This window comes from Ruminococcoides intestinale (genome assembly GCF_040095935.1).
Classification (GTDB): Bacteria; Bacillota; Clostridia; order Oscillospirales; family Acutalibacteraceae; genus Ruminococcoides; species Ruminococcoides intestinale.
Genome location: NZ_JBBMFQ010000002.1, coordinates 111,068 through 131,109 on the forward strand (window position 1 = coordinate 111,068; position 20,042 = coordinate 131,109).

General features: G+C 42.2%; 16 protein-coding genes. 14 read left to right on the forward strand and 2 right to left on the reverse strand.

The features are described from left to right. Window positions 1-93: 93 nt before the first annotated feature. From dnaN to WMO31_RS04310, 10 genes are all read left to right on the forward strand, one after another. Window positions 94-1,200 (forward strand): DNA polymerase III subunit beta, encoded by a 1,107-nt coding sequence (gene dnaN / locus WMO31_RS04265; protein WP_015523016.1) that lies wholly within the window; start codon window positions 94-96, stop codon window positions 1,198-1,200. Continuing rightward, on the forward strand, window positions 1,190-1,402 hold the full coding sequence (locus WMO31_RS04270; RefSeq protein ID WP_015523017.1) for an RNA-binding S4 domain-containing protein: 213 nt from the start codon (window positions 1,190-1,192) through the stop codon (window positions 1,400-1,402). The genes dnaN and WMO31_RS04270 overlap by 11 nt, the downstream gene beginning before the upstream one ends. A 20-nt stretch (window positions 1,403-1,422) precedes the next feature. Then, entirely contained in the window at window positions 1,423-2,520 is a 1,098-nt protein-coding gene (gene recF, locus WMO31_RS04275) for a DNA replication/repair protein RecF (RefSeq protein WP_295245449.1), read from the forward strand. Continuing rightward, entirely contained in the window at window positions 2,520-2,792 is a 273-nt protein-coding gene (gene remB / locus WMO31_RS04280; RefSeq protein ID WP_015523018.1) for an extracellular matrix regulator RemB, read from the forward strand. Before recF ends, remB begins: the two co-directional genes overlap by 1 nt. 26 nt (window positions 2,793-2,818) lie before the next feature. Next, a complete protein-coding gene (locus WMO31_RS04285) occupies window positions 2,819-3,550 on the forward strand; it encodes a hypothetical protein (protein WP_046432312.1) in 732 nt (243 codons plus the stop codon). A gap of 11 nt (window positions 3,551-3,561) precedes the next feature. Continuing rightward, window positions 3,562-3,957, forward strand: a complete 396-nt coding sequence (locus WMO31_RS04290) for a hypothetical protein (RefSeq protein WP_101105802.1) — start codon at window positions 3,562-3,564, stop codon at window positions 3,955-3,957. Between the two features lie 149 nt (window positions 3,958-4,106). Beyond that, complete coding sequence (gene gyrB, locus WMO31_RS04295; protein ID WP_242956377.1) at window positions 4,107-6,038, forward strand: DNA topoisomerase (ATP-hydrolyzing) subunit B; 1,932 nt, start codon at window positions 4,107-4,109, stop codon at window positions 6,036-6,038. A gap of 41 nt (window positions 6,039-6,079) precedes the next feature. Beyond that, window positions 6,080-6,511, forward strand: a complete 432-nt coding sequence (locus WMO31_RS04300; RefSeq protein ID WP_021883881.1) for an acyl-CoA thioesterase — start codon at window positions 6,080-6,082, stop codon at window positions 6,509-6,511. Window positions 6,512-6,607: 96 nt separating this feature from the next. Next, window positions 6,608-9,178, forward strand: coding sequence for a DNA gyrase subunit A (gene gyrA / locus WMO31_RS04305; protein WP_367999268.1), 2,571 nt, complete (start codon window positions 6,608-6,610; stop codon window positions 9,176-9,178). A 69-nt stretch (window positions 9,179-9,247) separates the two neighbouring features. Then, on the forward strand, window positions 9,248-10,003 hold the full coding sequence (locus WMO31_RS04310) for a hypothetical protein (RefSeq protein WP_367999269.1): 756 nt from the start codon (window positions 9,248-9,250) through the stop codon (window positions 10,001-10,003). A gap of 78 nt (window positions 10,004-10,081) precedes the next feature. On the opposite strand, the gene WMO31_RS04315 is transcribed toward WMO31_RS04310, so the two are convergent. Continuing rightward, a complete protein-coding gene (locus WMO31_RS04315) occupies window positions 10,082-12,895 on the reverse strand; it encodes a hypothetical protein (protein ID WP_367999270.1) in 2,814 nt (937 codons plus the stop codon). A 268-nt stretch (window positions 12,896-13,163) separates the two neighbouring features. Between WMO31_RS04315 and WMO31_RS04320 the strand changes: the two genes are divergently transcribed. Both WMO31_RS04320 and WMO31_RS04325 read left to right on the forward strand, forming a co-directional pair. Next, window positions 13,164-13,397, forward strand: a complete 234-nt coding sequence (locus WMO31_RS04320) for a hypothetical protein (RefSeq protein ID WP_367999271.1) — start codon at window positions 13,164-13,166, stop codon at window positions 13,395-13,397. 89 nt (window positions 13,398-13,486) lie between these two features. After that, window positions 13,487-14,905, forward strand: a complete 1,419-nt coding sequence (locus WMO31_RS04325; RefSeq protein WP_367999272.1) for a hypothetical protein — start codon at window positions 13,487-13,489, stop codon at window positions 14,903-14,905. A gap of 106 nt (window positions 14,906-15,011) precedes the next feature. Here the strand turns inward: WMO31_RS04325 and WMO31_RS04330 are convergent, their stop codons facing one another. Next, window positions 15,012-16,901, reverse strand: coding sequence for a glycoside hydrolase family 13 protein (locus WMO31_RS04330; protein WP_367999273.1), 1,890 nt, complete (start codon window positions 16,899-16,901; stop codon window positions 15,012-15,014). Window positions 16,902-17,190: 289 nt separating this feature from the next. Between WMO31_RS04330 and WMO31_RS04335 the strand changes: the two genes are divergently transcribed. Both WMO31_RS04335 and WMO31_RS04340 read left to right on the forward strand, forming a co-directional pair. Then, window positions 17,191-17,835 carry a cell division protein ZapA gene (locus WMO31_RS04335; protein WP_367999274.1) on the forward strand — a complete coding sequence of 215 codons (645 nt, stop codon included), beginning with the start codon at window positions 17,191-17,193 and terminating at the stop codon, window positions 17,833-17,835. Further along, entirely contained in the window at window positions 17,832-19,895 is a 2,064-nt protein-coding gene (locus tag WMO31_RS04340; RefSeq protein WP_367999275.1) for a U32 family peptidase, read from the forward strand. Before WMO31_RS04335 ends, WMO31_RS04340 begins: the two co-directional genes overlap by 4 nt. The last annotated feature ends 147 nt before the right edge of the window (window positions 19,896-20,042 follow it).

A 20,042-nucleotide genomic window follows, 5' to 3' on the forward strand; every position in this document is an offset into this window, starting at 1 on the left:
CAATGCGGAATCTCACCGCTTTTTGACATTTTGACATCCCCTACTACTACTACAATAAAAATATTAATAAAAAGACAGGAGAGAATGCACCCGATGAAAATTTCATGTTTGCGCTCCGATTTGGCAACAGCCATATCCAATGTGTCAAGAGCTGTGTCAACAAAGGCATCAATTCCTGCACTTGAAGGCGTTCTTATAAAAGCATACGGTAACACACTGAATATTTCAGGTTACAACCTAGAAATCGGTATAACAACCGATATTGAGGCAACAATCAAAGAAGAAGGCGAAATTGTCGTAAGCGCAAAGCTGTTTCTTGATATTGTACGCCGACTTCCCGAAGAGATTGTCTTTATCGAAACCGATGAGCGTATGGTTACATACATTGCCTGCGGAAAGGTTAATTATCAGATTGTCGGTATGTCATCTGTTGAATATCCCGACCTTCCGTCATTTGAACAGACTGACAGAATCACTCTCAACGCAAAAATTCTGCGTGATATGATCAGACAGACAGTCTACGCAGTAAGCGAAAACACGGCAAAGCCTATTTACACAGGTTCACTTTACGAAATTGAGGACGGTGTATTCAAAATTATTGCCATTGACGGTTACAGAATGGCAATTCGCAGTGAAAATGTAGACAGCGAAAGCAAAAACCGTTTTGTTGTTCCGGGAAAAACTCAGCATGAGGTGCTTAAACTCCTCACCGATGACGAAGAAAATACGGAAATTATCATCGGTCAGCGACATATCACATTCAAAATCAAAAATTACAGAATTATCTCCCGTCTTATCGAGGGCACATTCATAGAATACAAGTCTGCAATTCCGAAAGAGACAAAAACTGAGGTAGTTATCAATACAAGAACAATTATTGATGCAGTTGAAAGAATGTCGCTTTTGAACAACGATAGAATCCAAAGCCCGGTAAGATGCATTTTTTCGGATGATGAAATTAAACTTTCATGCACATCCGCAGTAGGCAGAGCCAATGATGTAATCTCTGTTCCTATCATCGGAGAGTCGGTTGAAATCGGCTTTAACAACAGATACCTTCTTGACGCTTTAAAAAATGCCGATACCGATGAGATTAAGCTTATTCTCAACGGTTCACTTACGGCAATGATTGTAAAACCCGTTAAGGGTGACAGCTATCTGAGCATAGTTGTTCCGATGAGGTTGGCAAATGAAAACTGAGAAAATTAAAATTGACAGCGAATACATAAAATTGCAGGATTTACTTAAACTCGGCGGTGCGGTTGAAACCGGCGGACAGGCAAAAGTTGTAATTCAGAACGGAGATGTTACCGTAAACGGTGAGATCTGCACAATGAGAGGCAAAAAAATGCGTGTCGGCGACACGGCTGTGTTTGACGGTCTTGAAATAATCGTTGAATAACTTTGGGATTGATGAAGTAAGTGAAGGTAATTGCTCTTAAATTTGAAAATTACAGAAATTTAAAGGACAATATAATCACTCCTTGTGACGGAGTAAATATAATTTACGGTGACAATGCTCAGGGAAAGACAAATTTGCTTGAGGCACTGTGGTTTTTTTGCGGAGGTCACAGCTTCAGAGGTTCAAAGGACAGCGAAATTATCAATTGGGATGAGAATTTTGCGAGGATTGAGATGCGTTTTCTCGGTCAGGAGCGTGAGCAAACAGCAAAAATTCTTTTCAGGGGCGGAAAAAAGTCCGTTGAAATCAACGGTGTGCAGAAAAATTCAGCCGCCGCACTGATTGAACGGTTTTGCGCCGTTGTATTTTCTCCCGAACACCTCAGCCTTATAAAAAGAGGTCCGGGTGAGCGGAGAAAATTTATTGACAGCGCAATCTGTCGTGAAAAGCTCAAAAATGCGGTTGTTCTCTCAAAATACAACAGGATTCTCAATCAAAGAAATTCGCTTTTGAAAGACATTTACAGGCGGCCGTCACTTGCGGACACACTTCCCGTATGGGATGAACCGCTTTTGAAAAGCGGCGCAGTGCTTGTAAAAAACAGAATCGACTATGTAAAAATGCTTTCCGACCGTGCCGTTGAATATCATAACGGAATTTCAAAAGGCAAAGAAGAGCTGAAAATCCGTTATATGTCGGGATATGAAGCCTCCGAGGATGATACGGTCGGTGAAATTTATGAAAAACTCAAGTATAAACTTGAAAAACACAAGAGTGACGATATAAGGACGGGTTTTACAAATTACGGTCCTCATCGTGATGATATTGAAATTATAATAAACGGTAAAAATGCCAGAGCTTTTGCATCTCAGGGACAACAGCGAAGTGCGGTTCTGTCGCTGAAGCTTGCCGAGGCGTCTGTATTGCGTGAAAGAATGGGCGAAGAACCCGTTATTCTGCTTGATGATGTGCTTTCTGAGCTTGATGCAAAAAGACAGGATTTTTTACTTAACGAACTTCACGGATGTCAGGTGTTTATTACCTGCTGTGAAAAGTCGAATAAAGAACAGCTTAAAGACGGAAAAATCTTTCTGCTGAACAACGGAGAGGTGAGCTGATGTACCTTCATCTCGGACAGGACACCGTTATCACAACCGAAACGGTTATCGGAATTTTTGATATGGACGAGTGTACAGTGTCAAAAAAGACAAGGGATTATCTTACTGCCGCCGAAAAAAGAGGCAGAGTTGTAAATGTTTCGTTTGAATTGCCGAAATCCTTTGTTGTCTGTGAAAAGAACGGCAAAATTACCGTTTATATCAGCCAGCTTTCATCAAAAACACTCATAAAAAGAAGTCAATCTCCCTATAAGGAGCTTATGTACCGTTGATACGGATATAAAAAGGAGTTCTGTGTATGAAAATGAGAAAATGCCCCTACTGCGGAAGAAGAATTTCATATACCTCATCGTTTGCAAGCAGAAGAAAAGCAGAATATATCTGCCAAAAGTGCGGAAAAGAGAGCAAGGTTGCAGTTGATAAGAAGGTAATTTTGTTTTTTATTGTTGCTGTGGTAATTTCTCTTGCAATAATGGCAGGTTGGATTCTTGCAGGCCTTGTGAGCAATCCTCTCGGAATTTTACTCGTTGCGATTCCGCTTATAATTTTTACGGCAGCTTCACCGAACTTCGTTCACTATGAGCCGTACAAGAAATACCGTAAGTCTATGGAGGCAAAAAAAGCAGGCATCGCTTATTCAGACAATCTTCTTACCTCGGAACTTGACGAGGATGAAAACTATACTTTTCCGAGTATCACTCCTCAGCAGAATGATACCGATGATAATTTTGAAATTAACACGGATGTATTTAATAAAATCAGAGCCGAAAGAAATGCCGCAAGACAAAGACTTGATTCAAATGAGATTTCTTCCGATTCATCGTCTTTTGAAAAGCAGGAATATGTTTCCGTGATTAACAATACAAGCGAGAATCATGCGTCAAGCGGAGCAACACTCAAAAAGATTCACTCCGAAATGCCCCAGCACCATACGGTGAACAGAAGCAGACACTACATAAATTCCGAGGAAGCTTCAGAAAATAAAAAAACGGATGACGGCAACCGTTATTCCGTGAACAGAAAGTTTTAACGGGTGATATTGTGTTCAGACTGCCCGTATGCCCGCATTGTCACGCAATTTATCGTTACGGTGATGTAAGGAAGAGCTTAAATACAAAAATTCACACCTGCTATCACTGCAAAAAGCAGTTCAAAACCTCATTTTCGGGACTTTGGATTTTATTTTTGATTGCAGTTGTGATAGGAATTTTCGTCAATATCTTTGAAATGACGGCTTTTTCAGGCACAAATGTGATAGCGTTGATGATTACAAATATCGTACTTATACTGTTTTTTCTGCTTTTTGTGCCGTTTTTTACAAAATTCAGAAAATTCGGAGCAGACGCTCAAAAAAGCGAAAATATTCAAATATCAAAAAAACAGCAGAAAAAACAAACGAACAAAAACGCTGTTCGTTCATCGAATAAACGGAGGTAAGTGTTTTGGATAATCTTGAAAACAACGAAAATATGAATGAAAATATTGATGAAACCAACGAAAATATAAACGATGAAGCCATTGATGAAGCCTACGAAAAAGAGATTGAGGCTGAAAAATTGGTTGAATTTGACGGCGAATCCGAGGGTATGGAGCTTTCAAAGGTTGAACAGGAATACGGCGCAGATGAAATTCAGGTTCTTGAAGGACTTGAGGCTGTAAGAAAGCGTCCCGGTATGTACATCGGTTCAACAGGACCGAGAGGACTTCACCACCTTGTTTACGAAATCGTAGATAACTCAATTGACGAAGCACTTGCAGGTTATTGTACAAAAATTGATGTTGTCATCGAAAAGGGCGATATAATCAGAGTAACCGATAACGGCCGTGGTATTCCTGTCGGTGTCAACAGCAAAACAGGACTCCCTGCCGTAACGGTTGTATTCACAGTTCTCCACGCCGGCGGAAAATTCGGCGGAGGCGGTTACAAGGTTTCGGGCGGTTTGCACGGCGTAGGTGCGTCTGTTGTAAACGCACTTTCCGAGTGGCTCGAAGTCAAGGTTTGTGACGGCGAGGATGTTTACTTCCAGCGTTATGAAAGAGGAAAAATTGTAACCGACCTTCAAAAAATCGGCAAGTCTGATGTTAAGGGTACGGAAGTACGCTTTAAAGCCGACCCTGAAATTTTTAAAGAAACCACGGTTTACGATTACAGCGTTTTGGAAAGAAGACTTCGTGAACAGGCATTTCTCAATGCAGGTGTTCACATTGAGCTTCGTGACGAGCGTGACCTTGAAAATATTATTCAGAATAACTTTGTCTATGAGGGCGGTATCAAGAGCTTTGTTGAGTATATTCACAAAAAGCGTTCTCTTGAAGTTATTCATCCCGATGTAATTTACTTTGCGTCAAGAAACGCAGATGATACGATTGCGGTTGAAATTGCACTCCAGTACAACGAAAGCTACAACGAAAATCTGCTCACTTTTGCAAACAACATTCATACAACCGACGGCGGTACTCATGAAGAAGGCTTCAAAAGAGCACTCACCTATGTTATGAATGACTATGCAAGAAAGTTCGGAAAATTGAAGGACAATGATAAGAACCTCAGCGGTGAAGATGTCCGTGAAGGACTTACCGCAATTGTCAGTGTAAAGCTCAAAGAGGCTCAGTTTGAAGGACAGACCAAGGCAAAACTCGGTAATACCGAGGTAAGAGCTATGGTTGACCGCCTTATGAGGGATAAGCTTTCTGTTTATCTCGAAGAAAATCCTGCTGTTGCAAAGGTAATTTTTGAAAAGGCGCTTGCGTCGTCAAGAGCAAGAGAGGCTGCAAGAAAAGCAAGGGAAAATGCAAGAAGAAAATCTCCGCTTGACTCCGCACAGCTTCCGGGTAAGCTTGCCGACTGCCAGTCAAAAGACAGCAGCGAAACAGAAATCTTCATAGTCGAGGGTGATTCTGCGGGCGGTTCAGCAAAAGGCGGCCGTGACAGAAGAATTCAGGCTATCCTCCCTCTTTGGGGTAAAATGCTCAATGTTGAAAAAGCAAGAATTGACAGAGTTTACGGAAATGACAAGCTTATGCCCGTTATCACTGCGCTCGGCACAGGCATAGGTGATGAATTTGATATTGCAAAGCTCAGATACGACAAGGTTATCATTATGGCGGATGCCGATGTTGACGGTTCGCACATCAGAACCCTTCTTTTAACTTTCTTTTTCAGATATATGCGTCCGCTTATCGAAGAGGGCCATGTTTACATTGCTCAGCCGCCTCTCTTTAGAATTTCAAAGGGCAAAGAGCATAAATATGCGTATTCGGACCTTGAGCGTGACCAAATTCTGGCTCAAATTGAGGGTAAAACCGAAGTTCAGCGATACAAAGGTCTTGGTGAGATGGACTCCGAGCAGCTTTGGGAAACAACAATGAATCCCGAAACAAGACTTATGCTCCGTGTTGATCTCAGCGATGCAGAACAGGCAGACGAAACCTTCACAATTCTTATGGGTGACAAGGTTGAGCCGAGAAGAGATTTCATTGAGAAAAATGCAAAGTATGTACAGAATCTCGATGTTTGATATATTACGATAAACCAAAATTTTAAAAACGGGGTGATTTTATGCACGCAAGAACAAAAGTTACAGTTCGTTACGCAGAAACGGATAGAATGGGAATTGTACACCACTCAAATTATCCGATTTGGTACGAAATAGCTAGAAATGACTATATCAAAATGTTCGGAATCAGCTACACAGACATGGAAAATGCAGGTGTAATGACTCCCCTTTTGAACCTGAGTTGTCATTTTGGAATTCCTGCTCTTTATGAGGACGAGCTGATTATCCGCACTTGGGTGCAGACTATCACAGCCGCAAGAATTATTTTTACATACACGGTAAAGCGTATTGAAAAGGACGGTTCGGAAACCGAACTTGGCTACGGTACAACCGAACACGGTTTTGTAGATTCCAAAACATTCCGTCCCACAAGCATCAAAAAACGCTTTCCAAAACTCTACGAAGATATTTCAGCCGCAGTAAAACACTTCTAACAGCGAGTTGACAGCAGCGTGTCGCTGCACCCAAAATAACATTATTATAAATTATTGAACAGACAGTAACAAGAGCTTGAAAAGCGAGGAAAGAATATGGATAACGAACAGAATCAGAACAAGAATTCGAGAATTATTGATGTCGATCTGCAAAATGAAATGAGAAAAAGCTTTTTGGACTACTCCATGAGCGTTATTGTTTCCCGTGCGTTGCCCGATGTCAGAGACGGTTTGAAACCTGTTCACAGAAGAATACTCTATACAATGAATCAAATCGGTCTTGATCCGTCAAAGCCGTACCACAAGTGTGCCGACACGGTAGGTCAGGTGCTTGGTTCGTATCACCCTCACGGTGACGCCTCGGTTTATGACGCAATGGTTCGTCTTGCACAGGACTTTTCCATGAGATATATGCTTGTTGACGGTCACGGTAACTTCGGTTCGGTGGACGGTGATCCGCCTGCCGCTTACCGTTATACAGAGGCAAGAATGAGTAAAATTTCTCTTGAAATGCTCACGGATATCGAGAAAAACACGGTTGACTTTATGTCAAACTACGATGACCGTCTTAAAGAACCGACTGTTCTTCCAAGCCGTTTTCCAAACCTTCTCGTAAACGGTTCAAGCGGTATTGCCGTTGGTATGGCAACCGAAATTCCGCCCCATAACCTCGGTGAAACAATTGATGCAGTTTGTACTCTCATTGACAATCCCGATGCCGAGCTTGCAGAGATTATGGAGTGTATGCCCGGACCCGACTTCCCGACAGGCGGTATTATCATGGGCAGAAGCGGTATTCGTGCCGCCTATGCAACAGGTCGAGGAAAAATTACCGTAAGAGCCAAGACTGAAATTATCGAAGCTAAAAACGGCAGATATAAAATTATCGTTACGGAGCTTCCGTACAAGGTCAACAAGGCAAGACTTATTGAAAACATTGCCGACCTCGTAAAGGATAAGAGAATTGAGGGAATTTCAAATATCGAGGATCATTCCGACCGTAAGGGTATGCACATTGAAATTGACATCAAGAGAGATGCCTCACCTCAGATTGTTCTTAACCAGCTGTTCTCATACACGCAGTTGCAGACAACCTTCGGTGCAATTATGCTTTCTATCGTTGACGGCGAGCCTAAAATTCTTTCACTCAAGGAAATGCTCCAATGCTATATTGAATTCCAGGCTGAGGTTATTCGCCGCCGTACTGATTTTGACCTCAAAAAAGCCCGTGACAGAGCCCACATTCTTGAGGGCTTGAAGATTGCTCTTGACTTCATTGACGAGGTAATCAAAATTATCAGAAACAGCAAGGATACTGCAAGCGCAAAAGCAGGTCTTATGGAGCGTTTCGGTCTTGATGATGTTCAGGCTCAGGCTATCGTTCAGATGCGTCTCGGACAGCTCACAAATATGGAGCAGACTAAGATTGAGGATGAAATTGCAGCCCTCCACGCAAAGATTGAAGAATATCTCGAAATTCTTGCAAGCGAGCCAAGACAGCTTGAAATCGTAAAAGAAGAAATTATGCAGATTCGTAATAAATATGCCGACCCGAGAAGAACTGAAATTTGTGCTGTCAGCGGTGAGGTTGATATTGAGGATCTTATTCCGCAGGAGGAGTGCGTTCTTACACTTACACAGTTTGGATATGTAAAGCGTCTTTCTGCCGATACCTACAAAATTCAGCGCAGAGGAGGTCGTGGTGTATCGGGTATGTCACGCCGTGAAGAAGATATTGCTGCTGAAATGTTCGTTATCAATTCACACGATTATGTTCTGTTCTTTACCGACAAGGGCAGAGTTTATCGTCTTAAATGCTATGAAGTTCCCGAGGGAAGCCGTCAGTCAAAGGGTGTGAATATTGCAAATCTGATCCCGATTTCACCTGATGAAAAGGTAACCTCAATGATAAGAGTGCCTGAATTTGACGAGGAAAAATACCTTGTTATGGTCACTCGTCAGGGCATTATCAAGCGTATTGAACTCAATGCATACAATACCTCAAGAAAGGGCGGTCTTATTGCTCTTGAACTTAACGAGGGTGACGAACTTGCGTGGGTAAGAATGACCGACGGCAACAGTCAGGTTATTATTGCTACCAAGAAAGGTATGGCTATCCGCTTTAACGAAACCGATATTCGTGCAATGGGCAGACAGGCTCGAGGTGTTAAGGCAATGGCTCTCAAAGAGGGCGACTGCGTAGTCGGAATGAGTGTTGTCCGTGAGGGCGGTCTTGTTCTCACAGTTTCCGAAACAGGCTACGGCAGACTTTCAAGTCCCGATGATTACCGTGTTCAGAGCCGTGGAGGTAAAGGTCTTACAAACTACCACACAGAAAAATACGGCGATGTTGCCGCTATCAAGGTGGTTAACCTTGACGATGATATTATTATCATCTCGGAAGAAGGCATTATTATCAGAATTGCCGCCGAATCAATCCGTGTTTGTGCCCGTCCTTCAAAGGGTGTAACCGTAATGAAAGTAAACGGTGACGACAGGGTTGTAACAATCGCCCGTGTTCCTCACATTGACGGTGAAGATGATGAATCAGCCGAGAGCGAAGATAACGCAGAAAACGGCGAACCGTCAGAAGCGGCTACAGAAGAAGTTTCCGAAAATAACGAGGGTGAAACTTCTGATTCAACCGAAGAAAATACGGAAGAATAATTGATAAAAATAAGAAAACTCCACTTTTTTAAGTGGAGTTTTTGACACATATGAAAATCTGGTGATTTGATGAAAAAATCTTTAGTTCTGATTGTAGCGGTAATCCTCATGCTTTCACTTTTCGGCTGTTCTGACAAGAAGAATGCCGATGTTTCGGGTGTAGTAGATGCGCCCGATAAATTTTCTACTCTTGATGAGGCAAAGGTAACAGAAAATCCGAACATTCGCAAAGAAAGTGAAAATGTAAACGGAATGTGCTACGCAATCACTCTTGAAGAATTTACATATAATTACAACGAAATGCTCAAAGAGGCGGGTAATCTTGATATGATTAATCCAAAGGGTTGGAAAATGCTCGGCAGTCCTCAGAATGATGCAAACGGAACGGAGTATCAGTATTATTACTACGATGCCGATAAAATCAGCTTCACAGCCTCTGTTGAAACAAAGACAAATTATATTATGAATATCGGTCTAGGAACAACAATGAGCAACTTTGTTTCGATTGAAAACGAGAAAAATAACAGCGATACAATCCTGATGAAAAGTGCCGTAATGGCTGCCGCAGTAAGCGGAATGGGCATTAATAGGGTTGACACAATTCAGGATATTTTCTATCTTACAACCTTTGAAAATACAAATGAGCTGTGGTACAACGGCAATGTCTATGCCCTCAGCACCAATGAGGATAAGGCAGACAGTGAACGCAGTACAATGCTGTTTCGCACCTTTCCTATCTCTGATGAAGTAAAAGAAAACTGGGGCATTGACGAGTATGAAAGCTATGTGGCAAACGCAACTCAGGTAACAACAAACGCAAATTAAAAATGAATTTTGCAAAAAGACAAGGCGACTATCGTTTTCGATAGCCGCCTCATAGTTTAATCTCTTCTGTTATTTGTTTTACTTTTTCTTTCTGTCAACAGCCGTTGCGGTAATGAATGCACCGCCGCCGGCAATCAGCAGGACAATCCACAAAATCATATTATCAGTATTGCCTGTTTTCGGCGAGGCAGTATTTGCCGTGTTGTTTAGTTGGTCAGCAGAACTGCTTTCGGAAGAAACGGTGTTTGTCGGCTTATTTGCTTCGTCATCCGAACTGCTTCCAAAACCGATTGCAGGAATATCAACGGCAGTCTTTTTGTAACCGCAGACGGTGCATTCTTCATGCTTTGAGCCTTTTTCGGTAGCCGTGGCTTCTTTGTCAACAATCCATTTATAGTTGTGAGCCGTTATGTCGGCCTTGTTGCCGCATTCACATTCGTGCCAATGATTTGTGCTGTCATATTTCCACTCTGTGCCGTAGTTGTGGTTGTGTGAATCAATTTTCGGAATGTCAACGGCAGTTTTTTTGTAACCGCAGACGGTGCATTCTTCATGCTTTGAGCCTTTTTCGGTAGCTGTGGCTTCCTTGTCAACAATCCATTTAAAGTTGTGAGCTGTTATATCAGCCTTGTTGCCGCACTCACATTCGTGCCAATGATTTGTTTCATCATACTTCCATTCCGTACCGTACTTGTGTGTATGTCCGTCTGCGGCAGGAGTCATTGTCAGATCAGTGAGAACCCACATAGTACTGTCAGAACCATCGCTGGCATCGCCTTCATAGCGCTTATAATTCACAAATTCGCCGTTGATCTTCAGCTTGGTGTTGGGTCCGAATACATAAGTGGTATTTTCGCTTTCAACATAGCCCACAGCTTTCACATACACACCGTAATGATAGGTCTTCCCGGCTTCAAAAGCGGTGATTTTGTTTTCATAAGCACCGCTGAAGAAATCTGCGGAAATCGCACCGGTTTTGCTGTCCAGTTCCCACCACTCGCAATTGTATGCATACTTCACGCCTTCGGGACTCTTGCCGGTAAAAACGGGCTTGTCGCCGTCCTTGAAGCTGACAGTGGCGTCATTGATCTCCACCACATCAATAACTTTCACGGTGGTCGGTGTCATGGTCAATACATTCATGAACCAAATGGTTTCGCCGTTATCGTCTACATTGATCTGATCGGGTGTCAGGGTGATTTCTTCACCGTTGATATAGAGCTTTGTGTTCTTATCAAAGCGGTAGCCCTCTTCCATGCCCAAGTCGGAAATCTTGAAATATACGCCATAGGTGTAACTCTTTCCGGCTTCAAATTCCGTAATGAGCTTGCCGTTGTAACGCTCGTTCCAGTAGTCGCTGGAGGTAATGCCATAGCCACTGCCGTCATTGGCGTCCCAACGCTCATGGTCGAGATCAATAAACGGATCCACGGCGCTGGTCATAAAGCTCGGTTTGTCGCCGGCAATAAAGTTGATACGAGCATTAAAGTCAATTTTCTCTACAGCCTGACCGGGGCGCAGCTCTGTTCCATATTGAATGAGGCAAGTTTTTCCATCATCCATCACCATGACCCACGAACCGAACGACGGCAGACTTGCTCCGTTCAATGTGACATTTTCTTTGTTTGTCAAATTACTGTCGAAGGTATAGCCGTCTTTCGCCTGAAGTTTCACGGAATATCTGTATCTTCCGCCCTTTTCAAAGGTGCTGAATCGAACATCGCCGTCCGAATAGCAGCTTTCATCGGAATACCAATAGCCAACAGTGTTCATGGTGTCATTGGCATCCTTCTCCCACTTTTCCCAGCACTCGTAGGAAATATCATATTTGTCCTGATTGGTGCCTGTCTTCTTGGCCGACGCCCGCGGGGCATCACCCGGCTGATAGTCGAGTTTCACATTCTCAACATCGATGGCAGTGAGCGTGCTGTTTTGTTTTGTCGGTGTAATCGTTTTAACAGCAGGGAGATACAGGAATTCTCCGCTCAGACTTGACTTTACGCTTTCCCCATTCACTGTAACGGTGGTTTCGCTGTTGAAGGAATATCCATCCTTCGGCTTCAGCATAAGGGAATACACATAACGTTTGCCGCTTTCAAATTCTGTGATGGTCGGCAGAGAGCCATGTGAGCCGTTATCGGAATACCAGGCGGCAACGGGTTCGTTGTTTTCGAATTCCTGCCAGCATTCATAGTCAATTTCATATTTATCGGCATCGGCATTATATACCTCGGCGGTTGCCTGTGGGGCATCACCCGGCTGATAGTTGAATTTCGCATTCTCAATCGTCGCCACAGGGATGGTGTTCGTCGGCTGGCTGTTTTCCTGCACGGTCAGGTCATAGGTATAATCATATATTTGATATTGGTGAACATCCCAAATCACTGTGAAAGTACCGGTCGCATCCGAGTGCTCATTGAAATACTGCTTTGCCGCTTCTAAATCCGAACTAAAATCAACAGGATTGCCGGATGTGGGCGTAAAAGTATAAAGAGAGGCACTCTCAAAATGATCAATAATCGGCCCCGCACTCTCATTTTCACTTGTAACGGTTCCCCTAGCTTTGTACGGTGTCTCAATCTCGGTCTGAAGATTTCCCACTGCTGTCTGCAGCACTTCGGCACTTGGGAATCCTTCTGTGATAAAATTAAACTCACCGCTGCTTTTACTTACTTGTGTGGTTTCAACCACTGCGCCATTGGAATCCTTAACGGAGACATTGGCTGTTACATTGACTTGTGTGTGATATGTGTGCTTGAAGTCATTAAGGTATGTTACTCCCTGCGGAAGGAATTCGATCTCGGCCGCAAACGCCGTAATCGGCACAATCGACAGCACCATGCACAGAGCCAGCAGAACAGTCAACAGTTTTTTTGGTTTTGTTTTTTTCATATTCATCTTCTCCTTTCAACGGCTAATGCCGCATAAAATGTTTTTTGGCTGTATCCGTTTGGTATTATTACCGTCCGTTACCGCCATATTGGCAGGTTGGCTGTGATGAACACAACCCCGTATACCTGTCAAAGATTTCACCATTATTTTAGCATATTTTACGCACAATTTTACCATAATTCCAAAAAAGTCAATTGACTATTTTGGAATTATTCTGTAATATACTCTTATAACATTGTTAAAAACAAACTCGTTTGGAGTGATATCTATGAAATTTTCTGAAAAATTAAACGATTATATTGAGCAGTTGTCCTGTACGGGAAAAGATATCTGTAATTTATCCGGCATTTCTGCGGCATCTCTCAGCCGATATAGAAACGGCGAACGAGTACCCGAGCTTGGAACAAAGCCTTTTGAGGATTTATGCTGTGCGCTGGCACAGATTTCCGCAGAAAAAGGAGAGTTGCAAATCACCGCTGAAGCTGTAAAAAAGCGTTTGTAAGCTGCGATGATTTTGTATCCACAGACAAGGAGTTACTGCGGAAAAATTTCAACACACTCCTCTCTGCACTCAATGTCAATCTGACGCAGTTGTGTCAGTACACAAATTATGATGCGTCTGCTATTTTTCGCATTCGTAACGGCTCAAGAAAGCCCGGTGATGCCGAGCGGTTTGCATCTGCGGTTGCTTCCTTTGTTACAAGAACAATGCAGACGCAGTCCGAAATCGGTGCCGTTGCAGAATTGATTGGCTGTGATATTGATGAAATTTATGATTTGTCGGTTCGATACGCAAAAATAAAAAGCTGGCTTTTGAAACAGCCTGTGCAAAAAGCCGAAGGCAACAGCGTTTCAAAATTTTTAAGCAAGCTGGATGACTTCGATTTGAACGAATATATCAAGGTTATCAAGTTTGATGAGCTGAAAGTTCCGTCCGTACCGTTTCAGATTCCGTCCTCCAAGACATATTTCGGTATAAAAGAAATGATGGAGAGCGAGCTTGATTTTTTGAAATCAACCGTGCTTTCAAAATCATCAGCCCCTGTGATAATGTACAGCGATATGCCGATGAAGGAAATGGCAAAGGATCCGGAATTCCCAAAAAAATGGATGTTCGGTATGGCGATGATGCTAAAAAAAGGACTGCATCTTCATCAAATACATAATCTTGACCGTTCTTTTGATGAGATGATGCTTGGTCTTGAAAGCTGGATACCGATGTATATGACAGGGCAGATTTCTCCTTACTATTTCAAGAATGCTCCGAATGATGTCTTTCTGCATTTTTTGAAGGTGTCGGGAATTGCCGCACTTTCGGGCGAAGCTGTTGCCGGATACCATGCCGACGGTAAATACTATCTGACAAAGGTAAAGCGTGAGGTGGAATATTACCGAAAAAGAGCCGAGGAAATGCTGAAAAACGCCTATCCTTTAATGGAAATTTACCGCAGTGAACGAAAAAATGAGTTGAATGCCTTTCTTCTTGCCGATACAAAAACAGCAGGCAAACGCCGCAGTATTCTGTCCTCTTTGCCGTTGTACACAATAAGCGATGAACTTCTCAACCGTATTCTTACACGGAACAATATTAATGCAGAGCTAAAAGAAAAGATAAAAGAGTACGCAAAAACACAAAGACAGCGAATGAAAATAATTCTTGAAAATGAAAGAATTGAAGATGAGATACTTGATTTTGTACAGGAAAATTTTACGAAAAGTCCTCCCATGCTGGAACTTTCAGGTATATTTTGTGAAGAGGATATTCCGTATAACGAAGAGGAATATACTGCCCATTTGAAAGAATCAATGGCTTTTGCGGAGCAGAACCCGAATTACACATTAAAGTGCAGTACGGTGCACGCATTTCATAATCTGAAAATTATAATTCACGAGGGACAATGGGTGATGGTGTCCAAAGGAAAAACGCCTGCAATCCATTTTGTCATTCGTCATCCCAAGCTTCGCAGTGCGATAGAATGCTTTATTCCGCCGATAACGGAAGATGAGTAAGTCGGCAAATCAAATATAACAAACATATAAATACCGCAACAAAACAAGCGACAGTTTAATTTCTGTCGCTTGTAATTATATTTTATTCTGTTTTATACTATATACATCATTTACCGAGTTCAAGAACTACAAATTCTGCGGACATAGGCGGAATTGTGAGTATACCGTTCTCAAGCTTTGAACCGAAAACAGGTTTGCCGTCTGCATATCCGGGCGGCATTTTTGCCTCGACTTCATAATCATAGAGATTGAATGTGCAGAAAATAGCGGAATCTTTGTCGTGGCGGATGTATGAAATTCTTCTTTCCTCCGAAAGAACATTTATAAAATCGCCGTCCCACAATGCCGAACAGCTTTTTCTGACATCGGCAAGTTTTTTGTGCCATTCAATGAGTTCCTTATTTTCTTTGCCCCACGGATAACAGCAACGGTTGAACGGATCATGATATCCCTCCATTCCTGCCTCGTCACCGTAATAAATACACGGAAATCCAGGGAGAGTAAACTGCATTGCACTTGCAACCTTTAAAAGCTTTACACCGAGTTTTTTATGCTCGTCATCAAGCTTAGTGTCAGCCTGCCATTCTCTGTCCTTGCCGTCAAGCGGTTCGCCTGCCATAACTGTGATTGCTCTTTCGGTATCGTGAGTCGAAAGTGAATTCATCAGCACTCTGAGAACAGGACGGGGATAATTTTCGATTACGCTCATAATCAGATCCATTGTGTATTTGCCGTGCTGACCTTTGCAGAAGTTGAGAATTGCATCCCTGAACACATAGTTCATAACGGAGTCAAACTGTTCGCCGAGCAAGAACTTTCTTCTTGCACCGTAGCTTTCCTTGTTGCTTGCGTCCTCCCACACTTCACCTACAAGAAAGGCGTTCGGATTTTCGTCCTTAACTGCTTTGCGTAGATTTTCAATGAACACATCGGGAAGTTCATCTGCAACATCAAGTCGCCAACCCGAGTTACCGCATTTCATCCATTTTCTGACAATGCCGTCTTTGCCGTTGATATATTCGTTGAATGACGGAGTTTCCTCAATAACCTCGGGCAGAGTATCAAAGCCCCACCAGCTTTGGTAATTGTTCGGCCATTCGTTGAATTTGTACCAACTGAAATACGGTGAGTTTTTGTCATTATACGCACCGCCCTTGCCGTATCTGCCGTAACGGTTGAAGTAAACGCTGTCACTTCCCGTATGAGAGAACACACCGTCATTTATGATGTGTATTCCCCTCTTTTTAGCCTCTGCGCAAAGGTGCTTAAAATCTTCCTCCGTTCCGAGAATCGGATCAACCTTTGAGTAGTCGCCAGTATCATAGCGGTGGTTTGAGTATGCCTCGCTGATAGGATTAAGGTAAATACAGCTTACACCGAGGCTTTCAAGGTAATCAAGCTTCATCGTAATTCCCTTGAGGTCGCCCATAAAGAAATCATTGTTCTTAATCATTCCGTTTTCATCGGGTTTCCATTCGGGAAGAGCATACCAATCCTTGTTGCGTTTGAAGTCGGTACGCTTTATATTCTTTTCTTCACCGCTGAAATAAAAACGGTCGGGAAAAATCTGATACATAATTCCACCGACAAGCCAGCCGGGAGTTTTAAAGCCTTTTTTGTAGCAGGTAATCTGCCAGCTTCTGCCCATATAGTCTTCAATGGTGCTGACCTTATACGGATCGGACGGAATAACATATCTTGTTTTATCAATGGCAGTAAGCTTAAAGTTATACCAATAAAGTCCGATTTTTTTCGGGGTAAAATCGCACTCCCAAATTTCGGTATCCTCGTCAAATTTACCGCACCAGATAAGCTCGGTAAATTCCCAATTGCAGTCATAATCATACTTTACACACAAGTGTGCTTTTTGTGTATGCTCCGCCTTAGGCAAAAGAATTCTGAAATGAATCTTGGTACCCTCTTCAACCGCACCAAACGGCGAACGATAGTAAATTTTTCGTGAATCAAACGGTACGGGCATATAATCACTTCCCATAATAATATATTCCGAAATGTCAATGCGGTTATGCCCTGTTATTCGGAAATTAAGACAAATCCGCCAAAATGACGCAAAGATTATTTTATCATAAGAGAATAAATATTTCAACCGATATAAGTTGTAAACAGCATAAAATCGCCAAATTTGTCTACAAATGAAAAAATATTTAAACAATATTCTCTTTGCTCTTTTATTATTTCCAATTTTATATTATAATGTAAAATGATTATGTATGCAAAGAAGTCAAACGAGGACGAAAAAGCTATAAAAGGGAGATGCATTTCCTATGGAGAAAAAGAGAGTAAGCGTTCAGATTGAGGGAAGAAGTTATTCACTTATCACAACAGATGATGAAAAGTATGTTCAAAAGGTAGCAAACGAGGTGCTTTCTCACATAAGAAAGGCCGCCCAAAGCACAAAGCAGCTTGATACCCGTGATTGTGCGGTTCTTGCGGCACTTAACTTCTGCGATGACCGCAACAAGGCTCTTAAAAAGAACAAAGATTATGTTGAAAAAGCCGACAAAATTATTCAGCAGACAAATGATCTTAACAGGCTTTGCAAGGAATACAGAGAAAAGCTTACGGAGGCCATGAACGATAACACTCGACTTATAAATAATAATAAAGAGCTTGAAAAAAGACTTGCTGTTCTCGGACACGAGGTTTCACAGCTTAAAGAAAAGCTCGAAAGTGTTGAAAAAAGCAAAGAAAAAGCCGAATCGGAAAAATCAAAGCATGAAAAAGATTCAATTCCAAAGGAAAAAAAGACTTCAGATGAAAAAAATAATATGACAGAGCAGTCAGATGATATACCCGTGAATGTTCTGTCAAACGAGGCTAAAAAAACAGAACAGGAATTGCGTAATGAAAAACTTCTCGGTTATGTTCCAATGACGCAGTTCTCTCTGTTTGATGAAGATAAGAAATGAAAAAGATAGAAATACTTGCTCCGGCGGGAAGCTTTGACAGTGTAATTGCCGCCGTAAGGAGCGGAGCAGACGCAGTGTATCTTGGCGAAAAGGCATTTTCCGCCCGTTCATCTGCCAAAAATTTTGATGATGAAGAACTAAAGAAAGCAACGGCATACTGTCACATTCACGGTGTAAAGGTGTATGTCACAATCAATACGATTGTGTTCGATGACGAGCTTGAAAAGCTGAAAAAAGCCATAATTTCAGCCGCAGAGGCTGATGTTGACGCACTCATTGTTCAGAATATGGGTGTAGCAAGGCTTTCGCACAGGCTTGTTCCCGACCTTGCACTTCATGCGTCAACCCAGATGAGCATTCATACCGCATCAGGTGTAAAAGCACTTTATGAAATGGGTTTCAAGCGTGTTGTTCTTGCCCGTGAAATGAGCAAAAAAGAGATTGAAAAATGCTGTGAAATTCCGGTTGAACTCGAAGTTTTTGTTCACGGTGCATTGTGTATGTGCGTTTCGGGACAATGTTACCTCAGCGCAATGATTGGTGCAAGGAGCGGAAACCGTGGTTCCTGTGCCCAGCCGTGCCGACTGCCGTTTTCCGTAAACAATCAAAAAGGCAGTCACGCTTTAAGTCTTAAAGACAACAGTATTGTAAATTACCTTGATGAACTTCAAAATATGGGGGTTGCCTCGGCTAAAATTGAGGGCAGAATGAAACGCCCAGAGTATGTTTCAGCCGCAGTAAGAGCGTGTGTTGAACAGCGTGATTTCGGCTTTATCAGCGACAAAACTCAGAAGATGCTCAGAGGGGTTTTTTCACGAACAGGCTTTACAGACGCTTATTACATCGGCAAAACGGGAAGTCATATGTTCGGCACAAGAACAAAATCGGATGTTGTTTCTGCCGATGAAAAGCTGTTTTCGGCAATCCGTTCTTCCTACAAGGACGAAATCGGAAATGTAGAAATAACCTTTGATTTTACGGCAAAACTCGGCGAAAATCCCGTTTTAGTCGCCTCTGACGGAGTTCACACCGTCAAAAAGATTGCAGATACCGTAACCGAAAAAGCAATCAACAGACCGATTGATGCGGAAAAGTGCAGAAAACAGCTTGAAAAAACAGGCTCAACGGCATATAATCCCACCAATGTGAACATAAATATTGATGATGACATTTCTATTCCGCTTTCAATTATCAATTCCTTGCGCAGAGATGTTCTTGACGAACTCGACACGGCGAGAAGTGTTGTTCACAACTACAAAATCAACCGTGATTACGAAATAACTTTTCCAAAATTCACACCGCCTGTGGAAAAATCCACTCGTGCAAGAGTGCCTCAGACAAAGCTTTCCGATGCTTTTAAAAAATGCGAGCTTGTTTTTGTTCCTCTTTTTGCCGACAAAAGGGAGCTTGTAAGGCTCAAAAACGAGGGCTTTAGCATCGGTGTTGAAATTCCGAGAGGAATGTTCGGACGGGAAGATACGATTGCAAAAAAGCTTTCCGAGATGAAAGAAATCGGCATATCCGATGTGTTGTGCAACAATCTCGGAGCATTATACATTGCAAAAAATCTCGGTCTCACACTTCATTCGGGTTTCGGAATGAATTTTGTAAATACTCTCGACCTTTTGTGGGCGGAGGAATACGGAATCAAGGACGCAGAACTCAGTTTTGAACTCGATTTTAAGCGAATTAACGCACTCGGAGGCAACATCCCGAGGGGAATTATCAGCTACGGCTACCTTCCTCTTATGCTTTGCAGGAGTTGCCCTGTCAAGGGTGCAGGTATAGACTGCAAAACTTGCAAAAATCATTCAAAAATGAAAGACCGACTCGGTAAACAATTTTTACTGAAATGCGACGGAAACTGTACCGAGGTTCTGAATTGTGACTTGCTTTTCGTTCCTGATAAACAAAATTTAACACTTTTAACATCTTTCAACATTTTAAGATTTAGTGTTGAAAACTATGTGGAAACCGTGGAAAGTCTTAACGAATCAAGCCTTTATCCGATGTTGAAAGATAAATTAACATATGGACTGTACCGCCGAGGTGTTAATTAGATTGTTGAAAATGTTAAAATAATCATTATTGTTTTGTGGAAAAAGTGATTTTTCCGTTTAACAGAGATTTATAATTACATTTTTGCAATAAATAATTTTTTTAGAGAAAAATAAAAACAGTAATGAATAATTCCTGCAAATTTTTGC